Source organism: Paraburkholderia kirstenboschensis (genome assembly GCF_032806925.1).
Classification (GTDB): Bacteria; Pseudomonadota; Gammaproteobacteria; order Burkholderiales; family Burkholderiaceae; genus Paraburkholderia; species Paraburkholderia kirstenboschensis.
This window is the reverse complement of the sequence record NZ_CP136512.1, coordinates 1,844,184-1,863,924: the sequence shown is the minus strand read 5'-3', so window position 1 is coordinate 1,863,924 and position 19,741 is coordinate 1,844,184. Positions and strand designations below refer to the sequence as shown.

17 protein-coding genes and 8 pseudogenes are annotated in these 19,741 nt (G+C 60.7%); 11 read left to right on the top strand and 14 right to left on the bottom strand.

All coding sequences use genetic code 11. From position 1 onward, the window contains the following. Window positions 1-84: 84 nt before the first annotated feature. A pseudogene (locus RW095_RS41490) lies at window positions 85-423 on the top strand (alkaline phosphatase family protein); the annotation flags it as partial. A gap of 390 nt (window positions 424-813) precedes the next feature. Here the strand turns inward: RW095_RS41490 and RW095_RS17195 are convergent. From RW095_RS17195 to RW095_RS17180, 4 genes and pseudogenes are all read right to left on the bottom strand, one after another. Further along, window positions 814-1,116, bottom strand: a complete 303-nt coding sequence (locus tag RW095_RS17195; RefSeq protein ID WP_317017145.1) for a putative quinol monooxygenase — start codon at window positions 1,114-1,116, stop codon at window positions 814-816. Window positions 1,117-1,260: 144 nt separating this feature from the next. Next, window positions 1,261-1,655 (bottom strand): annotated as a pseudogene (locus tag RW095_RS17190) (AMP-binding protein); the annotation flags it as partial. A gap of 54 nt (window positions 1,656-1,709) precedes the next feature. Continuing rightward, window positions 1,710-2,084: pseudogene (locus tag RW095_RS17185) on the bottom strand (ATP-binding cassette domain-containing protein); the annotation flags it as partial. Between the two features lie 46 nt (window positions 2,085-2,130). After that, window positions 2,131-3,036: a LysR family transcriptional regulator gene (locus RW095_RS17180; protein ID WP_317017144.1), complete on the bottom strand. Its 906-nt coding sequence runs from the start codon at window positions 3,034-3,036 to the stop codon at window positions 2,131-2,133. Window positions 3,037-3,224: 188 nt separating this feature from the next. On the opposite strand from RW095_RS17180, the gene RW095_RS17175 reads away from it, so the two are divergent. Beyond that, window positions 3,225-4,658, top strand: coding sequence for an MFS transporter (locus RW095_RS17175; RefSeq protein WP_317019875.1), 1,434 nt, complete (start codon window positions 3,225-3,227; stop codon window positions 4,656-4,658). 155 nt (window positions 4,659-4,813) lie between these two features. On the opposite strand, the gene aroQ is transcribed toward RW095_RS17175, so the two are convergent. The 7 genes from aroQ to RW095_RS17140 all read right to left on the bottom strand — a co-directional run bounded on the left by aroQ (window position 4,814) and on the right by RW095_RS17140 (window position 10,376). Then, on the bottom strand, window positions 4,814-5,251 hold the full coding sequence (gene aroQ / locus RW095_RS17170; protein ID WP_128583988.1) for a type II 3-dehydroquinate dehydratase: 438 nt from the start codon (window positions 5,249-5,251) through the stop codon (window positions 4,814-4,816). 19 nt (window positions 5,252-5,270) lie between these two features. Then, window positions 5,271-6,323 carry a Gfo/Idh/MocA family protein gene (locus tag RW095_RS17165; protein WP_317017141.1) on the bottom strand — a complete coding sequence of 351 codons (1,053 nt, stop codon included), beginning with the start codon at window positions 6,321-6,323 and terminating at the stop codon, window positions 5,271-5,273. A gap of 196 nt (window positions 6,324-6,519) precedes the next feature. Beyond that, a complete protein-coding gene (gene aroE / locus RW095_RS17160; protein WP_317017140.1) occupies window positions 6,520-7,353 on the bottom strand; it encodes a shikimate dehydrogenase in 834 nt (277 codons plus the stop codon). After that, complete coding sequence (locus RW095_RS17155) at window positions 7,353-8,573, bottom strand: CaiB/BaiF CoA transferase family protein (RefSeq protein WP_317017138.1); 1,221 nt, start codon at window positions 8,571-8,573, stop codon at window positions 7,353-7,355. The genes aroE and RW095_RS17155 overlap by 1 nt, the downstream gene beginning before the upstream one ends. Then, entirely contained in the window at window positions 8,573-9,034 is a 462-nt protein-coding gene (locus RW095_RS17150; RefSeq protein WP_317017137.1) for a MaoC family dehydratase, read from the bottom strand. Before RW095_RS17150 ends, RW095_RS17155 begins: the two co-directional genes overlap by 1 nt. 2 nt (window positions 9,035-9,036) lie before the next feature. After that, a complete protein-coding gene (locus tag RW095_RS17145; RefSeq protein WP_317017135.1) occupies window positions 9,037-9,429 on the bottom strand; it encodes a VOC family protein in 393 nt (130 codons plus the stop codon). Then, entirely contained in the window at window positions 9,426-10,376 is a 951-nt protein-coding gene (locus RW095_RS17140; RefSeq protein ID WP_317017134.1) for a ketopantoate reductase family protein, read from the bottom strand. Before RW095_RS17140 ends, RW095_RS17145 begins: the two co-directional genes overlap by 4 nt. A gap of 89 nt (window positions 10,377-10,465) precedes the next feature. Between RW095_RS17140 and RW095_RS17135 the strand changes: the two are divergent. The 5 genes and pseudogenes from RW095_RS17135 to RW095_RS17115 form a co-directional block, all read left to right on the top strand. Further along, a pseudogene (locus tag RW095_RS17135) lies at window positions 10,466-10,678 on the top strand (IS5/IS1182 family transposase); the annotation flags it as partial. A gap of 61 nt (window positions 10,679-10,739) precedes the next feature. Then, window positions 10,740-11,267, top strand: coding sequence for an alpha/beta fold hydrolase (locus RW095_RS17130; RefSeq protein ID WP_317017132.1), 528 nt, complete (start codon window positions 10,740-10,742; stop codon window positions 11,265-11,267). Window positions 11,268-11,314: 47 nt separating this feature from the next. Next, entirely contained in the window at window positions 11,315-12,316 is a 1,002-nt protein-coding gene (locus RW095_RS17125; RefSeq protein WP_317017131.1) for an NADP-dependent oxidoreductase, read from the top strand. Between the two features lie 232 nt (window positions 12,317-12,548). Further along, window positions 12,549-12,955, top strand: a pseudogene (locus RW095_RS17120) (IS30 family transposase); the annotation flags it as partial. Window positions 12,956-13,239: 284 nt separating this feature from the next. Further along, window positions 13,240-14,124 carry a substrate-binding domain-containing protein gene (locus RW095_RS17115; protein ID WP_317017129.1) on the top strand — a complete coding sequence of 295 codons (885 nt, stop codon included), beginning with the start codon at window positions 13,240-13,242 and terminating at the stop codon, window positions 14,122-14,124. 185 nt (window positions 14,125-14,309) lie between these two features. On the opposite strand, the gene RW095_RS17110 is transcribed toward RW095_RS17115, so the two are convergent. Continuing rightward, window positions 14,310-14,747, bottom strand: a complete 438-nt coding sequence (locus RW095_RS17110) for an SET domain-containing protein (RefSeq protein ID WP_317017128.1) — start codon at window positions 14,745-14,747, stop codon at window positions 14,310-14,312. Window positions 14,748-15,098: 351 nt separating this feature from the next. After that, window positions 15,099-15,466 (bottom strand): annotated as a pseudogene (locus RW095_RS17105) (helix-turn-helix domain-containing protein); the annotation flags it as partial. A gap of 3 nt (window positions 15,467-15,469) precedes the next feature. Here RW095_RS17105 and RW095_RS41485 point away from each other — a divergent pair. After that, window positions 15,470-15,790 (top strand): annotated as a pseudogene (locus tag RW095_RS41485) (two-partner secretion domain-containing protein); the annotation flags it as partial. A 34-nt stretch (window positions 15,791-15,824) separates the two neighbouring features. Here RW095_RS41485 and RW095_RS17095 read toward each other — a convergent pair. Then, window positions 15,825-16,844 (bottom strand): aldo/keto reductase, encoded by a 1,020-nt coding sequence (locus tag RW095_RS17095; protein WP_317017127.1) that lies wholly within the window; start codon window positions 16,842-16,844, stop codon window positions 15,825-15,827. Window positions 16,845-16,944: 100 nt separating this feature from the next. On the opposite strand from RW095_RS17095, the gene RW095_RS17090 reads away from it, so the two are divergent. The 3 genes and pseudogenes from RW095_RS17090 to RW095_RS17080 all read left to right on the top strand — a co-directional run bounded on the left by RW095_RS17090 (window position 16,945) and on the right by RW095_RS17080 (window position 19,671). Continuing rightward, window positions 16,945-17,847, top strand: coding sequence for a LysR family transcriptional regulator (locus RW095_RS17090; RefSeq protein WP_317017126.1), 903 nt, complete (start codon window positions 16,945-16,947; stop codon window positions 17,845-17,847). 7 nt (window positions 17,848-17,854) lie between these two features. Further along, window positions 17,855-18,184: pseudogene (locus RW095_RS17085) on the top strand (M24 family metallopeptidase); the annotation flags it as partial. Between the two features lie 317 nt (window positions 18,185-18,501). Next, window positions 18,502-19,671 (top strand): glycosyltransferase family 9 protein, encoded by a 1,170-nt coding sequence (locus RW095_RS17080; protein WP_317017125.1) that lies wholly within the window; start codon window positions 18,502-18,504, stop codon window positions 19,669-19,671. Window positions 19,672-19,741 lie beyond the last annotated feature (70 nt).

Below are 19,741 nucleotides of genomic sequence, written 5' to 3'. Positions count from 1 at the left end.
GCCCGTCACTGGGGCTGTATCGTTGAATTTCATGGTAGGCGCTCCTGTTATGGTTTGCTCGTGATACCCGCGTTAGCGGCATCGGTGAAGATCGATCCGAAGTTGTAGGCCAATACAGCGATCCTCGTCACCACGGACGAAGGTGGTGGGTACCACGATTCAGGCTACATCCAGCCCGTCGGTTTTTTCGGCGACGGCTCACGTATTCCCATGATCGCAGTTTCGAAGTATTCCGTAGGAGGACGAATTTAGCACGGCTACGCCGACCACGCGTCGGTGGTCAAATTCATCGAACGGAACTGGGGACTTCCGACGATTACAGAACGCAGTCGTGATAATCTGCCAAATCCTGTCCAGTGCCGCGATAACCCGTATGTGCCAGTAAATTCCCCCGCCACAGGGGACCTGTTCGATCTCTTCGAACTCCGACCAATTGTGATCGGTCCGCCTGATCGATGGGCGGCCGGTAGCAGATCAGGTGCCCGCCCGGGACCCAGAGGAGTTCGTTCGGCACTGCAGGCGCAACAAGCACGTAATGACCTCGTCCGCCGCAATTTCTTACGGGATAGGCGCGAGCCGGACGCTGCAGAGGCAAAAAGCCATTCGCCATACCTCGTGAAACCAGGAATGACGTCAACGGACCCCTTGAAGTGGGCAGCTACGGCCGTGGCCCGGTCCCCGCAAGATCAACAGATGCCGTCGCGCCGTCCGGTGGATGCGCGTCGCGGATCTCGCCCTCAGCAAGGTTTGCTGCGTCGCCCACGCGCCGGCAGCCGGCTACGAGGTAGTCCTGACCGAACTTCGATTCAGGTTCTACCCGGGCAACTTTGCCGCCAACACGTCGACCTTCTCGATCGTAGGCGGTTGCGCGAAGAGTTCTGGCGCCTGCGCCATCAGCGCCGCGGCGACACGCCCCGACAGGTGTGCTTGCCGACCTGCCTCATCGGGGAAGGCGTCGAAGATACCAAACGTCGACGGTCCCAGTCGAAGCCCGAACCACGCGATCGTCGACGGCTCTTCCTGGACGATCGGCAGACCGTCACGAAGGAAGCTTTCTACATCGGCTTCCCTCCCCGGCTTGGCTTCCAATCGAACGAACAAGGCGACATTGACCATTTTCAATCTCCTTCGAGTGTGTTGGTGATGCTACGCCACTTTGGCGGCGTAAGCATCCGTGACTCGCACCGGGTAGACCAGCGCGGCACCGACATTGACCGCAATCGCGACCTCCAAGGCCTCGACGATATGTTCGCGGCTGCCTCCTGTTTCACAGCCCGTCGTCCCCGTCGTGTAAACGCCGTTTCCCGGGTATTCTCGTCAAAGTCGGGAATTTCATAGTTTTCCGAACTTGCGGCAAGCATTGCTGCGTATTCAGTGGAAAACGGAATGGAGTGCGTATAGACCTCGCTGCCCTCTTCGTCGATCCAGACGAAGGTACGCACCGTTTCGAGCTGGACTTTGATCGCCTCGACGACGGGCAGAAAATCGGTGTGAACGAACAGTATCTCCACGCCAGCGTGATTGATCGTATAAGCGATCTCTTCCTGTGACAGGCGCACATTGACCGTCTGCAGGACGGCGCCCATCATGGGAACCGCGAAAGAGCATGCAAGATAACGGTGACTGTCCCAGTCCATCACTGCGACGGTGCGACCCGCATCGAAACCGGTCGGCGTTGCCCGTCCGGTCATAGCGTCTGACTAGTGCAATCAATGCGCGCCACCGGCGCGCATTGCCCGGTACTCCCGTCGCACGATGTCCATGAGTTCGGACACGGAAGTAAGCGCACTCTTCTGCTCGTAGGTCACCCGGCCTCGCTGCATCAACATGATGCGATCGGCGATATCGAGCGTCTGCGCATAGTTGTGCATGATCATGATGATGGAAAGGCCGCCCTTTTCCTTCAAGCGCGTCAGGAGGTCGACGATGAGCCCCGCTTCGCGTGCGCCCATCGCGGCGAGCGGCTCGTCGAGCAACAGAATCTTCGCATTGGAATACACGGCGCGCGCCACGGCGATGGCTTGACGCTGACCGCCCGAAAGGCGCTCCACGGGCACGTCCACCGAAGGCACATGCACGCCAACCGGAAACGGTGAGCGAGTGCCCTTGTATTGGCCGACTCGCGCGATACTAACTTCTACTCGAAAACAAATCGGCCACAACGGATCGCAACCAGCGGTTGCCTGCCTCGTGATGGTACTTCGCGTGCCAATGCTGCCGCACCGCGAATTTATCGACCGGAAACGGACAGGAATGGACCGCAATATCGTTCACTCTTGCCAGTGTTTCCCCGATGTTTCGCGGCAACGTGGCAATAAGATCCGTCGACTTGATGATTGACCCCAGACCGAGCATGCCCGGAAGCTCTAGCACTACATCGCGTTCTATGTTCTCGCGCAACAGCGCCTGCTCCAGCAATTGCGCGCCCGTCCCAGCGGCGATGATCACGTGCCCCTCGCTAGAGTACTGCTTCATGCTCAGTCTCGAGCGCACGCGCGGGTGATTCGGATTGGCGAGGCACACCCAATCCTGCATATAAAGCTGTTGCTGATACATCCCGCTGCCGAGCCACGGTACATGCCCGATCGCCAGATCGGCCTCGCCGGATTCCAGCGCGCGCTCCGTATTTCCATCGATTCTCGCGGCTTCCAGCCGAATGCCCGGTGCATGCGCGCGTACATGTGCCAGCATGCGCGGAAGCAGCGTGATGTGACTGGCATCGGTCATGCAAATGCGAAAGCGGCGCTTCGCCGTAGTCGCATCGAATGAAATTTCCCATGCGGAAAATCGGCGAAGCGATTCCAGTATCTCCCTGCACGGTCCGATCAGCGCGTCCGCCTGGGGTGTCGGCGTCATGCCGCCCGGCGTGCGGACGAACAGTGGGTCTTGCAGATGTTCGCGCAGACGTCCCAGCCAGATGCTAACCGTGGGCTGACTCTGTCCGAGTTGATCTGCAGCCCGCGTGACGCTGCGCACGTCGTACAGCAGATCGAATAGCTGGAGCAGCTTGAGATCGGGTAGCTCGGATGTGCTCATGGCGGTATTGTCCAACGCAATGCCGTCATTGTATCCATTGCATTGCGCCTAGGGGTCCATCCCCGTATCTTGATTTGGGCACGAAAGCGCGCCGTCGCTTGCGAACGGCCACGTTCGAGCCGCCAGAGATGCAGCCGACGATGCTGCTCCAGTCAATTCAAAATCAGGAGACGTTCATGGACAAAGGAATGCCGCGGCAAGGCGGCGCAATCGACGGGCGCCTGGATGAAAGAGCGCGCAAACAGGCACGGAAAGCGAGAGCGAGCGGCTGGATAGGTTCCGCGCTCGAGTACTACGACTTCTTTATTTACGCGCAAGCTGCGGCGCTGATTTTTCCTCAGATCTTCTTTCCCAAAGGCGATCCAAAAATCGCGATCGTGGCCTCGCTGGCGACGTATGGCGTGGGGTATGTGGCGCGGCCCATCGGCGCGTTCGTTCTCGGACATTGGGGCGACACCCACGGGCGCAAGACCGTGCTCCTGATTTGCATGTTCCTGATGGGCTTTTCCACGATGGCCGTTGGCTTTCTGCCCACGTATCAATCGGTCGGCATGCTCGCGCCCGCGCTGCTGGTGATTTTGCGCCTGGTTCAAGGCTTTGCCGTCGCGGGCGAAATCTCAGGCGCCAGTTCGATGATCATGGAACAGGCCCCATTCGGCCGACGCGGCTACTTCGCGAGCTTCACGTTGCAAGGTGTGCAAGCCGGTCAGATTCTGGCTGCCGCCGTCTTCCTGCCGCTTGCGTACTACATGCCGGAAGACGCCTTCGTCGCATGGGGCTGGCGCATTCCGTTCCTGCTCAGCGCGGTCGTCCTGATCGCAGGTTTCATCATTCGACGTGAGGTCGACGAAACGGCCGCATTCGCGAAGGAAGATGCGAGCGGTCAGGTGGCGCGTGCGCCAGTCCTCGAAGCGTTCAAGTACAGCTGGCCTGACATGCTTCGCGTCATGTGCATGGCGTTCATGAACGTGATACCGGTCGTCACCACGATCTTCGGCGCTGCGTATGCCGTGCAGCCCTCCTACGGCATCAACTTCCATGCGAGCGTGTATTTGTGGATTCCGGTGGTCGGCAACATCGTGGCGGTGCTCGTCATTCCGTATGTCGGCAATCTCTCGGACCGCATCGGGCGGAGGACGCCGATGATTTTCGGTGCGCTCTGTTCCGGTCTTCTTTCGTACGCGTATCTGTATGGGATCAGCATTCACAACCTGCCAGTTGCCTTTGTGATGTCGATACTCATGTGGGGCGTGGTGTACCAAGGCTATAACGCGGTCTTCCCCGGCTACTATCCGGAACTGTTCCCCACGCGCTTTCGCGTCTCCGCGATGGCGATCGCACAGAACATCGGCACGACCATTACCGCGCTGCTTCCCGCGCTCTTCGCGGCTGTCGCGCCGCCGGGATCGCACAATGTGCCGCTGATGATCGGCTCGATCACGCTGGGCGCCACGATCGTCTCGGCGCTGGCCGCATGGAGTGCGCGAGAAACGTATCGCGTGCGTCTCGACGACCTTGGAAAGAAAGACGCGGTGCCGATTCCGAAGGAACAATACGGTCAGCTTCGCGAAGAGGCATTGGGCGAAGCAAGACTCGCGAAAGCGCTCGTGCAAACGCGCTGATGCGCACGAACGGGCGCATCAGTCGATGCGCCCGTCCCCGCTCTTTTGTAAATGCAACACCAGGAGCCGCGAATGCGGCATCAAGTTCGATCCCGTCACATCAATACGAGAAAGCGCCGTGTTCCTGCGCCGGGCATGGGCCGAAGCATCAAATATCAGGCGGCGGCCGACACCGCCGCCCGCAGTCCGAGCGAATAGCTGTCGATGCCAAAGCCGCAGATCTGCCCCTTCACGATTTCGGCGAACACCGAATGATGGCGGAAGGCTTCCCGCGCGTGGATGTTCGACATATGAATCTCGACGATGGGCACCGTCAGTATGGCGAGCGCGTCGCGGATGCCATAGCTGTAATGCGTCCACGCGCCCGCGTTGATAAGCACGCCATCGACTTTATCGACGAAGGCTTGATGGATTCGCGAACACATGTCGCCTTCGCTGTTGGTCTGATAGCTTTCGACCGTGACGCCAAGCTCGTTGGCTAGCGCCTGAAGTTGAGCATCGATGTCGGCGAGCGTGGCCGTTCCGTATTGAACGGGATCGCGCTTGCCGAACATGTTGTGGTTGATGCCGTGCAGCATGAGGAAAGATTTCATCGGTTATCCGTATCCAGGTTTAGAGTGGCGTCGTCTCGACGACTGCGCCGGTTTTCGCGGCTTTCACGATCGCCTCGGTGATGCGCAGATTTTGCAGGCCGTCGCGCGCGGTGACGATTGGCTTTGCTTCGCCTCGCACGACTCGCCCGAAGTGTTCCATTTGATACTTGAGCGGATCGCCGCGCGTCATGTCGGCCACGCTGACATTGAACGGCTTCCACCAGGATCGATCCTCGGCTTTTGCGTAGGTCTTGAGGCGCATCGTCGGAATCGATAATGATCCGAAAGTGCCGGCGATCACATAGCAGTCTTCATCGGCATACGACGTATAGGCCGTGTTCTCTTGCGAGGTCTGTTCCCAACTGCGTGTGCTGGCGGCGGTATCCGACAAAAGAAACGTGCCGAGTGCGCCGCTCGCGAAACGCAAATTAACAGCGACGGTATCCTCGACTGCAAAACCGCGCGTCGCGTTTGACGAAAACGCCTGCACCGCCACGATGTCGCCGCACAGCATCCGCAGGTTGTGGATCTCGTGAATCATGTTGAGCAGGATCGGGCCTGCGCCCGGTTCCTTCCGCCATGGCGCGTCCGCGAAGTACTGATCGGGCTTGAAGAACATTGCGCTACCCATCACCGCGACAAGCGAGCCGAGCCTTCCTTCGTCGATGATCTCCTTCGCGCGCGCCATGATCGGACTGTGCGCGCGATGATGACCGATCAATACGCTCGCGCCGTAGCGGTCGACGTCGGCAACGAGTGCTTCCGCCTGCTCCACCGTGGGGGCGATCGGCTTCTCCAGCAGCATCGGCACGCCGGCCTGCATGCTCGAGCGCGCGTGGTCTACGTGAAGGGTGTTCGGCGTTGCAAGGACCACACCGTCGGGACGATCCTTCTCGAAGAGTTCGCCGAGCGAGCGGTAATGGGGCACGCCTGCTTTCGCGGCAATGGCGGCCGCCGCGTCGGACGGATCTACCACCGCCGACAGGACGCAAGTCCCGCTTTCGCGGGCGACACGAATATGGTCGAGACCGATGTATCCGGCACCCGCTACGGCGATACGCGTTTTCTTCATATCACTCTCCATGGCTTTCGGGGCCAGCGCGAATCGCCCACATCGAAATCAGATCGAACACGATACTGAATACAACGATCGGTCAGGTCGCGCCATTGGTATGTGCCTGAATCAACGTCGCGGCGAACGGCGCCCTGCTGCAATGACGACCGCGAGGTTGTAAGCCACGGCCGAACCGCGGCGTTTCCTCGTCACATCAATCGAGCGGAACGGTGAGACGGTCGATGATCGCGTGCGTGCGCGGACGAACGCCCCGCCACCATGCGAATGCTTCGGCGGCCTGTTCCACCAGCATGCCGACGCCATCGGCGATGCCTTGCACACCAGCGTTGCGCGCGAGCCGCAAGAACGGCGTGAGGCCCTTTCCGTACGCGAGTTCATAGGCTGTGCCGCTCGCGCTGAAGACGCCCGGCGGAACGGGCGGCAGTTGCCCGGTCAGGCTCGCGGACGTCGCGTTGACAACGAGGTCGAACTGTTCCATCGATTCAAGCTCCGCATAGCCGCACGCGGTGAGCGTTGCGTCCGCCGCCACCTCATCGACTAGCGCCTTCGCTTTCTCCACGTGCCGGTTGGCGATGACGAGTCGCGCAGGCCGCGCCGCGATGAAGGGGAGCAACGCGCCGCGCACCGCGCCGCCCGCGCCCAGGACAAGCACGCGCTTGCCCGCCATAGGCTGATGCAGGTTGATTTCGATGTCACGCACAAGGCCCACGCCGTCGAAGTTCTCCGCCACGATGCGGCCGTTCTCGAACTTCATCGCATTGACGGCCCCCGCCAGCGCAGCCCTTTCGCTGCGCTCGTCGGCCATGGCGAACGCTTGCAGCTTGAAGGGCGCGGTGACGTTCATGCCCTTGCCGCCCGCCGCGATGAGGGTTCTCACCGTATCTGCGAAGGCATCGGCCGGTTCCAGCGGCGCTTCGATGGCGCCATACGTCATGTCCTGTCCGGTCTCCTCTGCGAAAAGACCATGGATCAGGGGCGATTTCGTATGCCCGATCGGATTGCCGATTACCGCGTATCGATCGCTCATCACGCACCCGGTTTCGAAAACAGCACGCCATCGGTCTGCATCGCGTCGATTTCCGCTGCGCTAAAGCCCAGCGATTGCGCGACTTCCGCGTTGTGCTGACCGAGGTCGGGGCCGACTTCGCGGATGGACGTATCGCAGTCGGAGAAGCGGAACGGCAGGTTCGGAAGCCGCAGTTTTCCGAAGCGCGGATGCTCCTGCTCGATCACCATGCCGCGCGCGACGATCTGCGGATCGGCGACGACCTCATCGATGCGCTGAACCTTTGCGCTAGGGACATCGACGCTGTCGAGCAGCGCCAGAACCTCCGCAACGGAGCGCGCCGCCACCCACGGTTTCACGACCGCCAGAATGGCTTCACGATTTGCATTGCGGCCGTTCAGGCTATGAAATCGCGCATCGGCGCCGAAGCCGGCAGGACCGCCGTGCTGCTCGACGACCGTTGCGAATCGCTTCCACGAATCATCCACCTGGGCGGCGATGACGAGATCGCCATCGGCCGCGCGGAACACGCCATATAACGTCGATGTCGGCATGTCGTGACCCGTTTGCTCCGGCACCACGCCTTGCATCGTGTAGCACTGGACCGCGTATTCGTGCATGGAGAACAGCGTGTCGTACAACGCCATGTCGATATGCTGACCGCGTCCGCTCTTCACCCGGCCCAGCAGCGCGGCGTTAATCGCAGCAACCGCGTGAATGCCGGTGTACATGTCGCCGAGCGAAATGCGCATGAGCGGCGGCGGCTCGCCGGGATTGCCGATCATCTGCATGATGCCGCTCTTCGCCTCCGCGATGAGACCAAAGCCCGCGCGATGCGCGTCTGGTCCAGTGTGTCCATACGCCGAAATCGAGCAGTAGACGAGGCCCGGATTGCGTTCGGACAGCGCGGCATAGCCGAGGCCGAGCTTGTCGAGCGCGCCCGGCCGATAGTTCTCGATGAACACATCCGCCGAATCGCACAGACGCTGCACGAATGCCTTGCCGCGCGGATCTTTCATGTTGACGCTGACGCCGCGCTTGCCCATGTTGAGCTGCAGGAAATAGGCGCTCTGCTGATCGTCGAGAACCGTGGCGTGCTGACGACCGGCATCGCCGCTGCCGGGACGCTCGACCTTGATGACTTCCGCGCCGAGTGCCGCGAGGCATCGTCCGACATAAGGGCCGGCAAGAAAGTGGCTGTAGTCGACGACGCGAATACCTTCGAGGGGACGGGCTTGCATCAGTTCGCTCCCGGACGGCGCGGGATCATCAGACGATGCTCGCCGCGTTGAACGACTTCGCCGTTCTGGTTGATCAACTCGGAGGGCAATACGACGATGCCCCAATCCGGCTTGCTCTTGCTCGCACGCATGGAGCCGACGCGGAACTTCACATGCAGCACGTCGTTGACCTTGATCGGCAGCAGAAAGTCCCAGGTCCAGCCGAGCGACATGCCGGGCAGAAACCGATAAGCGCTCTGCGTCTTGAGACCATCGGCGATCGACAAGCCAAACAAACCGTGCGCGACGATGCAACCGAAGTGGCTCGCGTTCGCGTATTCCTCATCGACGTGGACCGGAGTTTGATCGCCCGTAAGATCCGCGTAGGCTAGGATGCGTTCTTTCGTGACGGTGTAAGTGGGGCTTACGCACTCGTCGCCTTCGCGCGCATCGTCCCAGTATTTTTCAGTGATGGTGCTCATGCTCACGCCTCCGCGCGTGGATCGATCGCCAGCGCCTGCGCGACGCACCTCGCCGGTTTAGCTTGAATGAGTTCGACGGCGAGGCCATCGGGCAGACGCAGCCAGTTGCGTCCCTGCGGCATTTCGGAAACGCCGAACGCTTGCGCGGCGGCAAGTGCGGCCTCCAGGTCCTCACACATCACGCCGAGATGCGCGAGCCGGCCTTCGGGGCCCTCATGCTGTGGCGCGCTGACGAACTGCAGACCGCCCAGCGTCCAGTACTGACGCGGCTCCTCGCGCGTGCCGTCGACTTCTCGCATCGTCATGCCGAGCACGTGTTCGAAAAAACGGATATGCCAGTGGATGTCCTTCACCCAGATGGCGACGTGTTCCAGATACGCTTTTGGTGCGCTCATGCTGCGGCTCCTTCGTTCTGGCGGTCCGTCATCGCTCGTTCGATACCCTTGATACAGGCGACGAGCGTCGAATTCACCGGCGTCGGCACGCCAAGCCGTTCGCCCCAGCGCACGACCGCTCCGTTGATAAAGTCGATTTCGGTAATCGAGGACTTTTCGAGGCTTTGCAGCATCGATGTCTTGAATGCGGGCGAAAGCCCTTCGGCGGCCATGGTCCAGGCGTCTTCGGCATTAGTGATTGAAAGCGTGACGCCGGCGGCTTTCGCGGCAGTCATCGCTTCATTGATCGCTGCGAGCGACGTCGCTTTCAGAACGGGCTCGTCGTAGAGCTGTCCGTAGGTGAGACGCGTGATGCCCGTGATCGCGCCCGTCGCGACATTGATGAGCAGCTTGTCCCACATCGTGCCGAGAATGTTGTCGCTGACGGTGGTGGTCAGGCCGGCGCTGTTGAGTGCATCAGCGATCGCTTGCGCACGGCTCGTGATGCGGCCATCGAGTTCGCCGATGATCGTGAGCTTGCCCGTTACGCCGGACTGGATATGGCCCGGCGCACGCAACACACCGCCGACATACGTCTTGCCAGCGAGCACGCGCTCACGTCCGACGATTTCGCTCAGCACATCTTCGTGGCCGAGGCCGTTCTGCAACGACAGCACGAGCGTTTCGGGACCGACGAGATCGAGCGCGCCGCGCATCGCCTGAGCGGTATGAAAGGACTTGACCAGCACGATCACGAGGTCGACGGGGCCGGCTTCCGCCGGATTCATCGTAGCGCGGACCTTCACGCGGCGCGTGCCGCGCTCGTCGTCGACTTGCAGGCCGTCACGGGACATCGCCTCGACGTGCGCGGCGAACCGGTCGACGAGCCATGTCTCATGGCCGCCTTCGATCAGCGCGGAGCCGATGGCGCAACCTAGCGCGCCAGCGCCGAGAAATGCGATCTTCATATCCGTCTCCTTGAATGGAAACGAAGATACGGCTCCGCGGCACATATTGGCAATGCAATGGCTTTAATAGCGGCATTGCATTTTGCAATATTGAGGTGGGTGGACAGGACAAGCTCTTTTAGTCGTTCAACCTTGACAACCACGTACCGCAATCGCAGCTGTTGACAGGCATCGACCGTTTCCTTGATCTACGAGATCTGCGCCAGCACATCGCACCGTTCTATAACCCGATGGGTCGTCCATCGATTGCCCCGGAGCTCATGGTCCGCATGTTGATGGTGGGTTATTGCTTTGGCGTCAGGCGCGCCCAGGTCGGCTTACGGTTTTTGGCAAACGTGCAAGATCGTCGCCGCTCGCGCTTATGTGCCCGCCTGCTTTGAGTACTCGTCCTATGCCAAGGCACAGAACAACCAGACCAGGGCGGGAGGAACCACCTTCGCTTACCGCGAACTGGGCCCGCACGGCGGCATTCCGCTGATCCTGCTCAACCACTGGGGCGCCGTGCTGGACAACTTCGACCCGCGCATCGTCGATAGCCTCGCCCGCAAGCATCGCGTTATTGCGATCGACTACCGGGGAATCGGTTCTTCCGGCGGCATTGCGCCCGTGAGCGTGGACGAGATGGCGCGCGACACCATCGCGTTGCTTCGCCAGCTCAAGGCGATCAAGGGCTGGGGCCAGCAGGCGCCGCAGGACCTCACTCACCTGCACATGCCTGTCCTGATCGCCAATGGAGACAAGGACATCATGGTGTCCACCGCCTTGAGCCACGATATGGCCCGCCGCATTCCCAACGCGCAGTTCGTCATTTACCAGGACGCCGGACACGGAGGCATCTGTCAGTATCACACTGATTTCGTGATCAAAGCGCTGGAGTTTCCGGCGCAATGAAGCCTTCGCGGTCGGCGACAGGTACCCAATATTGGATTTAGAACACCATGAAAGCGCTCACCTTCAAACGCTACGGCAAGTCACCCGAGATCGGGTTCACCGAAGTGCCCCGCCCCGCGCTAAAGCCTGATGAACTGTTGGTCCAGGTCCACGCGGCGGGGTTGAACCCAATCGACAACATGATTCCGACGGGAACGTTCAAGCCCGTCCTCAAGTTCGAGTTGCCCGCTACGCTGGGCAGCGATATTGCCGGTGTCGTGACTGAGGTCGGCAGCCGTGTGACGCGTTTCAAGCCGGGCGACGCAGTCTTTGCCAGCCTCTTCGACCTCGGTAGGGGCTCGATCGCCGAATTCGCGGCGGTGCCGGAGAGCGTTGCCGCGTCAAAGCCAGTCAATCTCGACTTTGTGCAGGCTGCGGCCGTTCCGATGGTCGCGCTCACCTCCTGGCAGGCGTTGAAGGAGCGCGCCAATCTTCGAGCTGGCCAGAAAGTGTTCATCCCTGCCGGGTCAGGCGGTATTGGCACGTTTGCGATCCAGTTGGCAAAGCACTTCGGCGCCAGCGTGGGAACGACCACCAGTACGGGCAACGTCGAACTGGTAACCAGTCTGGGCGCAGACGAGGTCATCGACTATAAAAAGCACGAATTCGAGAAGCTGCTGCGCGGCTACGACGTGGTGCTTGGCACTATCAGAGGTGATGCGATTGAAAAATCCATAGGCATCCTCAAACCGGGGAGCACGATTGTGTCTCTCATCGGGCCGCTGGATGCAGCGTTCGCCCGTGCCCGCGGGCTGAACTTTATTCTGAGGCTGGTATTCGGGCTGATGAGCCGCAAGATCATGCGGCTTGCGAAAACGCGGGATGTAACCTATTCATTTCTCTTCGTACGCCCCGATGGAACCCAACTCGCCCAAATCGGCAAACTCCTCGGGTCGGAACAGGTTCGTCCAGTGATTGACAAGGTGTTTCCGTTTGCGCAAGCGAAGGAGGCGCTTGAATACCTGGCCCAGGGACGCGCCAGGGGCAAGGTCGTCGTGAGGATCAAGTGAACTGCCAAACGGGTGACGGTTGACTGTGCCGAAACTTGCCCTGGCTTTTGAAGTGGCGAAGCGGCGACTGGGTCAAGGCTTAGTGGGAGCGTTGGCGCAAGGGCGATTCTCTGCAGAAGAGCCCTCCAGCTTTTTCATCGTAACCACTCGTCGGTCCAAGGGGTTCTGTTTGAGACAGGCGGGATCCAGCCACCGCAAAGGCATCGATCGAGATCGGCATTAGCGCTGGAGGCTGTGCGGCAGCGGCTGCAGCCAGATTGCGACGCTCGCCGAACGCCAGACGCGTTACGTCATGCTGGTCAAGATAGCCAGCAACGATGGCGAGACGGTCACCAACGCACTCATCAAACACGCCTCCAAACTGCCGCAGGAACTCTATAAGTCACTGACATGGGATCGGGGAACGGAGATAGCCGGGTACAAACGCTTTACTGTGGCCACTGATATCCCGGCGTACTTCTGCGATCCCCAGCATTCATGGCAGCGCGGCTCGAACGAAAATACGAATGGCTTGTTAAGGCAGTACTTCCCCCAACGGCACCGACCTGCCAATGTATTCGCAGGCCAAATTCAAAGCAGCGGCAAGGCGACTTGAACGAGCGTCCAAGAAAGACGCTGACCTACGAGACGCACGCCGAGGCGACAAGCGACACCGGGTCCTCGGGAAGACTTCTGAAAACCGGACGGCGTCGGAATTCGTCAGGGTCAGGTGACGATGGCAGGCCGTGGGTCATCGGATTACTATTCCGAAAAGTCGGCGAAAATTGGCGCGAGGTAACGATTTCGCTTGCCTGGTGACAACCTTCATAACAAGGCAATGCCTTCCCGCAAGCTTGCCCGGTCAGCTCCAGGCCACTGCCAGTGGACACACCATGCTTGGACCTTTGAGATTATTCATACTGCTTTGGTCGTTGGCGGGGATCGTGCCCACCGTGCATGCGATCACAATCGGTGTCGTCCTACCGGGCTCATCGCTTGTTTTCTACCAGACAATGCTCAAGGGAATACAACAGTCGGCCCATGATCGTCATGTAGATCTGCTGGTCCGCAGCCCGTCCGATGGTGAGTCGCTCAATACATCGAATATCCAGTTGCGCATTATCGATTACATGGTGACGCAGGGAGTCTCGGGTGTGCTACTGGCACCGGAACCATTGGGCAGCGACACGCGGGTTTCAATCTCTGTCCCTGTGGTCCTTGTCGATCGGTATAACGCCGACTACGACGGCCTCTCGACGGTATACACAGACAATTACGGCGCAGGCAGGAAGGCCGCGCTCAGCCTCGTACCGGTTTTGAAAAAGGGCGCCAAGGTGGCAATGCTGCGGCTCGCGCCCAACGTGAGTTCGACTTCCGCGAGAGAAAGCGGATTCTTAAGCGTCGCCCGCAGAGAGGGATGGGATGTGGTGATCGATACCTACGTCGGGTATCGACCACGCGATGCCGAAGCGCTGATCGCCGAGGCGATCAGCGCCTACCCGGGCCGCCTGGACGCCGTTTTCGCGCCGGCCGAACCCATCGCCTACGGCGCACTGCGGGTAATTGAAAACGCGGCAATCGGCCAGCGCCCGCGCCTCGTGATATTCGACTGGCGCCCGGAATTCCTGGAAGGCCTCAAAAGAGGAATCGTCTACGCCGCCATATTGCAGGACCCTTACCGCATGGGTTACCTCGCCTTGGCGTCGCTAGTCGAGGCACTGCAGGGCCATCCGCCGCCCCGCACTATATTCGTCGACGTGGTCACCGTTACGCCAAAAAACATGAACGACCCGGCGATCCGTTCGTTGCTGGCAAAGTACGCCAAATAAGCGGCGTGAGCCACGAGCGTGTTGAGTACCGCTTGACGGGGCAACCGTTGCCGCCGCTTGAATCCAGATGTCTGCGGCGATGCAAAGCGCCCATGTGAGACGTTTACCCGCTGCGAGTGCAGCCCGTCGCGGAGAGCACCTGAGCACGCGAACTCAGGATATACGCCGACATTGCCAGGTGCTGCTCACGCACCAGCGAGCATCGTTCCGCGACATCGCCGGTGCCCACAGCGGCAAGCATACTGCGCGCGCACTGCTGCCGAGGCACGCCCTTCTGTCGTGAGACCGTAAGCGATGAAGAGTTCCTCGCCCGGCTGGATATCCGACACCGCCTGAATGTAGACCCTTCCCTGATCCTCGACGGCCTCACAGTTGGCGACGCAGGCATGGTTGAGCCAGCGCGCGCTGTTGCCGCCAAGCGAACCGTCAATGACGCGTCCATCAGAGAGTCCAAAGAGGAACGTATGGCCCTCCTCCCCGAACCGGCGATGGCGACTTATCGCGCGCTTCCAGCTCATAACCGTGCCCGTGTACTCGAGGATGAGCTCGCCGGCACATAGGGGCTGCAGCGCGAAGACGCCGCGACCATGAACGCTCGAGCGGCGGACAGAAATTCTTTTCATCGATTGTTGAGACTGCAAATGTCGAAGTTGAGCTACCGCGGGGGAGGACTGGAACGAACATAGCGCCTCGCGCCTGCAAGCCCCGGTCGGGCACTTGACAGCGATCCGCGCCTGGTTCGTCCATCATCCCCAACGGAATTTTCAACATAATGGCACGATACAAAGAGAGCCGGCGCTTGAACTTATCACGGTCGAGCGCCTTTGCCCGTTTTGCGACGACGACCCTACTCTGACGCTCGGCGTTTGGCCGTCTCAATGTCTCCTATCAAAGTTCAACGGTCGCGCAAATGACGGTGCGTCGACGAAGGGAAACGGCTGGAGTTGGTCGGTCCCAGCCAACTCCGCGTGCTATCAGCCGTCCACTCCCAGTTCGCGCAGATCGCGACCGAGTTTCCGGCGAAGCAGATTCCTCAATGTGGAAGCATCAACGTATCCAACGCGCTCGGCCACGGTGTCGAGGTCGCAACCGTCCAGAACGAGTTGACGCGCACGCTGGACGCGCAGGTCCTGAAAGAACGCTAGCGGCGACTTGCCGAGCACGAGTTCCGTCCGGCGCTGCAACGTGCGCGTATGGACGTGGAGCGCATTCGCCGCATCGTGTAGTGAGAAACCGTTCGGAGGTTGTCGCGGGCCCATCGTTCAAAACGCTCGACCAGCGGATCGGCATGCGCCAAATAGTCCGGGATGCTGTATTGCGCTTGGGACGTTCGGTTGTCAAGCCCACCGCCACTGGCAGCCTTTACCTGATTAATCCGCAAGGCATCGTCGTCGGGCCCTCGGGCGTTGTCAGCACGGGCGGACGCTTCGTCGCGTCCACCCTGGATATCTGCAACGACGCCTTCATCAACGGCGGCGATGCACTCACGCTGGCGGGCAAGTCGGACGCGAGCGTGGTCAACCTCGGCAGGATCAGTTCCAGCGGCGGCGATGTGTTCCTGATCGCGCGTCAGGCAGTCGTCAACGCGGGCACGGTAAAAGCGCCCAGCGGCACGGTTGAACTGGCGGCTGGCGAAACGGTCCTGATGTCGGGCGAAACGGGAACCGTGATGGATGCATTGGCCTGTGCCATTTCGCTCCTTATGCGTTGGCCGGCAGCGGCGCATTCGCCGCCACCAGACCTTGCTCGCGCAACTCGCGCCAGAAGTCCGTGGGAATGACTTCCTTGACGGCCGCATGGTCTTCCGCGATGCGTGCCGGTTTGCTTGCACCGGGAATCACCGCCGCGACGACCGGGTTGGCCAGCACGAACTGCAACGCAGCCGCCTTCACGCTCACGTTGTGGCGCGCGGCGACGGCCTTGATGCGTTCGACCTTCGCGAGAATCTCCGGCGACGCCTTCTGGTATTCGAAGTTCGCGCCGCCTGCCAGCACGCCGGAACTGTACGGACCACCGGCGACGATCTCGACGTTCTGCGCGGCGGCGGCCGGCATCAGGCGCTGCAACGCACGCTCGTGATCGAGCAGCGAGTAACGTCCAGCGAGCAGAAAGCCGTCCGGCTTCGACTCAGAGAGGTCGAGCAGCAGTTCGCAAGGTTCGACGCGGTTCACGCCGAGCCCCCAAGCCTTGATGACGCCTTCGTCGCGCAGCCGCGTCAGCGCACGGAACGCGCCCGTACGCGCCGATTCGAAAACCGCAAGCCATTCGTCGCCGTAAAAGTCCTGCGCGACGTCGTGCACCCAGACGATATCCAGGCGGTCGGTCCCCAGGCGCTTCAGACTGTCTTCGACCGAGCGCAGCGTGGCGTCGGTCGAATAGTCGTTGACGATCTTGTTGGGAAGGCCAAATTCGAACACGCCGCCCTTCTCGCCCAGATCGCGCGCGCTCGCATCCTCTATTTCGTCCAGAACGACACGGCCGACTTTGGTGCTGAGCACATATTCGTCGCGCCGATAGTCGGTCAGTGCTTTCCCAAGGCGGATTTCGGACAGGCCCGCGCCGTATAGCGGGGCCGTGTCGAAATAGCGGACGCCCTGATCCCAGGCGGCCTTGACGGTCGCCAGCGCCTCCTCTTCCGGAATGTCCCGATACATGTTGCCCAGCGGGGCTGTGCCGAAACCGAGCTGCGTACCAGCCGGCAACTTATCCTTGATACTCATCGACTTGCTCCTTGTGTTGAGTTGGCAGCAAAAGTCTAGGTTGCAGGCTTAAGTCTGTCCAAGACATAATTAGATAGACTTGAGTCCCAGAAGGTCTTGCATGCTCGATATCCGACAGTTGCATTATTTCGTGGCCGTGGCTGAGGAACAGCACGTCGGCCGCGCTGCGGAACGGCTGCACATCTCGCAGTCGCCGCTCAGCCGCCAGATCGCCCAGCTAGAAGAACACCTCGGCTTGACACTGTTCGAGCGCTCGCAGCAGCGCATTCGTTTGACGACCGATGGACGGACATTTCTCGCCGAAACGCAGGCGTTTCTCACGCATGCGAAGCGCCTCGAATCGCTCGCGCGGCGGCTTGGGCGCGGCGACGAAGGCGGTCTGTGCATCGGCTATCTGGAGAACGCGATGCACTCCGGCGTGCTGCCCAACGCGCTGCGGCAACTCCGCACGGACAGGCCCGATGTGCACATCGCGCTCTACAACTACCACTCGGCCGAACAGCTGACAGGCCTGCGTCAGCGCAGCCTCGACATCGCACTCGTGTGCGATCCGCCACCGTCCGACGACCCGGATCTCGAAGCCGCGCAGGTGCTTGACGACCCGATGCTGCTCGCGATTCCGGTGGGCCATCCGCTCGCCGAAGCGGACCGTTTCACGCCTGAAGACCTGGCGGCGCAGAAGTGGATTGGCGTAATGCACACCGAAGGCGCGCTACGGCACGACAACTTCATCGCAGCATGCGCGAAGGCGGGCTTCACGCCCAATATCGCAATGGAAGCGACCGAGCCGCTGGCCGCGCTCGGGCTCGTCGCCGCCGGCCTGGGGCTCACCATGATCCAGCAAAGCCTGCGGCATCAGGCGCCGGCCGGCGTCGTGCTGCGCGAGCTGTCATGGTTCAGCTACCGCACGGCGCTTTGGGCGGCATGGCACAGGGTCAACCTGAGACCACTAGTCGAACATTTCCGCATCACGTTGCTGCATTCCAGCGGCAATGCAGACTGAGCAGACAGGTCATGCGATCGAGCGGCACGCACGGAGAAACGGTTATTCGGTCGTGAGGGAATATTGTGGGCACGGCATCGGACGCGAAATGCACGAGCTTCCTCAGGTGCTGCATTGGGGAAAGCCGCGAACCGGTCTGCTGCTGCAAGAAGGCATGGTATTTACCATCGAGCCGATGATCAACCAGGGCCGACATGCGGTTCGGACCGAAGACGATGGCTGGACGGTCGTCACGAACGATGGAAAACTCTCCGCACAATTGGAGCATACCGTCGCCGTGACCCGACACGGTGTGCGAGTCTTGACGTTGCGTCCGGAGGAAAGAACGTTGAACTGAAGTCCGCCGGGCGACAGAGATATCTTCACTTAAAGCGGGCCCGTCTCAACGGACGTCCGGCTCGATTGTGAAGGGCCATGCCTGAGCCAGTGCACCAGGAAGCTATCGCGCTTACCTCGCCCGCTACACGCCACGGGACAATATTAATTTCCTCAACACCGGCGACGGAAACCTGTGAAGTCGCGAACGATCATAGCGGCGAGCGCTCACGAGGCGGCAGTTTCGTATGGCTGCCCACAGACCGGGCACCTCCGTCCATGCACAATCGGTGCGTCGCTCAGCGCGGCTTGGCACTCACCTCGTCTCCTGGATATGCAATGGAATGGAAAAGCTTGCTAACTGAACTGCCGGTCTGGGTGATTGGCCGCTTGACCCCGCAGCGGCATGACCCTCATCGCAGTACGCCGCGCGAAATTCTTGTCCTTCGGCCGAACGATTTTGGTGAATTGCTGACTGCGACGCCGATCTTCGAGGCGCTCAAGAAACGCTTCCCGGCCACCCGTATCGTTGCCGGCATCGGCAGCTGGGGGCGTCCGATTCTCGAGAACAATCCCTTCGTCGATGAGATCGTCGAGATCGATGCACCATGGAACAACAAGATCGTCGAGAACCGCTCGCCAGGTAACGTCGTGCGTTTCCTGCTGAAATCGCCACAAGTCGCCGCACTGCGTAAGCGAGGTAGGTTCGATGTCGGCATCGACGTCCTCGGCAGTTACATGGGGGCGCTTCTAATGATGCGGCTTGGTGTGCGATACCGCATCGGCGTGCGCGGCTACCGCGGCGGCCACAGCGGGTGTCACGCTTACATTGAATTTGCGCGCCGTCAATCCGGTCGCGCCGCGCTCGCACAAGCAGAGTTGCTAGGCGCAACCGACCTTCCAGACGCTCGACCACAACTTTTCCTCACGGCAGCAGAACGAGCAAGCGCCATGAGGATCTGGTCCAGTGACTCCCCGGACATTCGCACGACATGGCGAGTGCTGGTCGGCGTGGGGGCGGGCGTGCCCACCAAAGCTTGGCATCCCCGTCAGTTTGGGGCAGCTCTCTTGCAGCTTGCGTCCGCATTGCAACGGTCGGGCGACCGCTGTGACATTCTTATAGTTGGCAGCGAGGCCGACAAGGCGCGTGCCAACGAAGCTATCGCCGCCGCCGGACCTGATGTTCCGGTGCGTTCGGTGGCAGGCGAGGTGTCGATGCGAACGGTCTTTGCGCTCGCCGAAAACGCGAATGTCGTCTTGACCAATTCTTCGATGCTGATGCATGTGGCTGCCGCCTCCCACCGGCCGACTGTCGCAGTGCTCGGCGGCAGTATCACGAGGCCGACGGTTCACGATGCGATCTGGGGATATCCGGAACACTATAAGAGCGTCTCACCGGATGTTTATATCGAAGGCCAACACGAAAAAAACTGGCCGAGCGTCGAGCGGGTTGTGGACGTCGTGCTGAGTGCATTGCGAACGCAGCGCACTTGCGTGAGTACGATGTAAGTTGAGCGTCCCTTCAGCGCCGAAAGCGCGACGACGTTCGACGATTTAACCAGTCATTAGCCAAACGGCC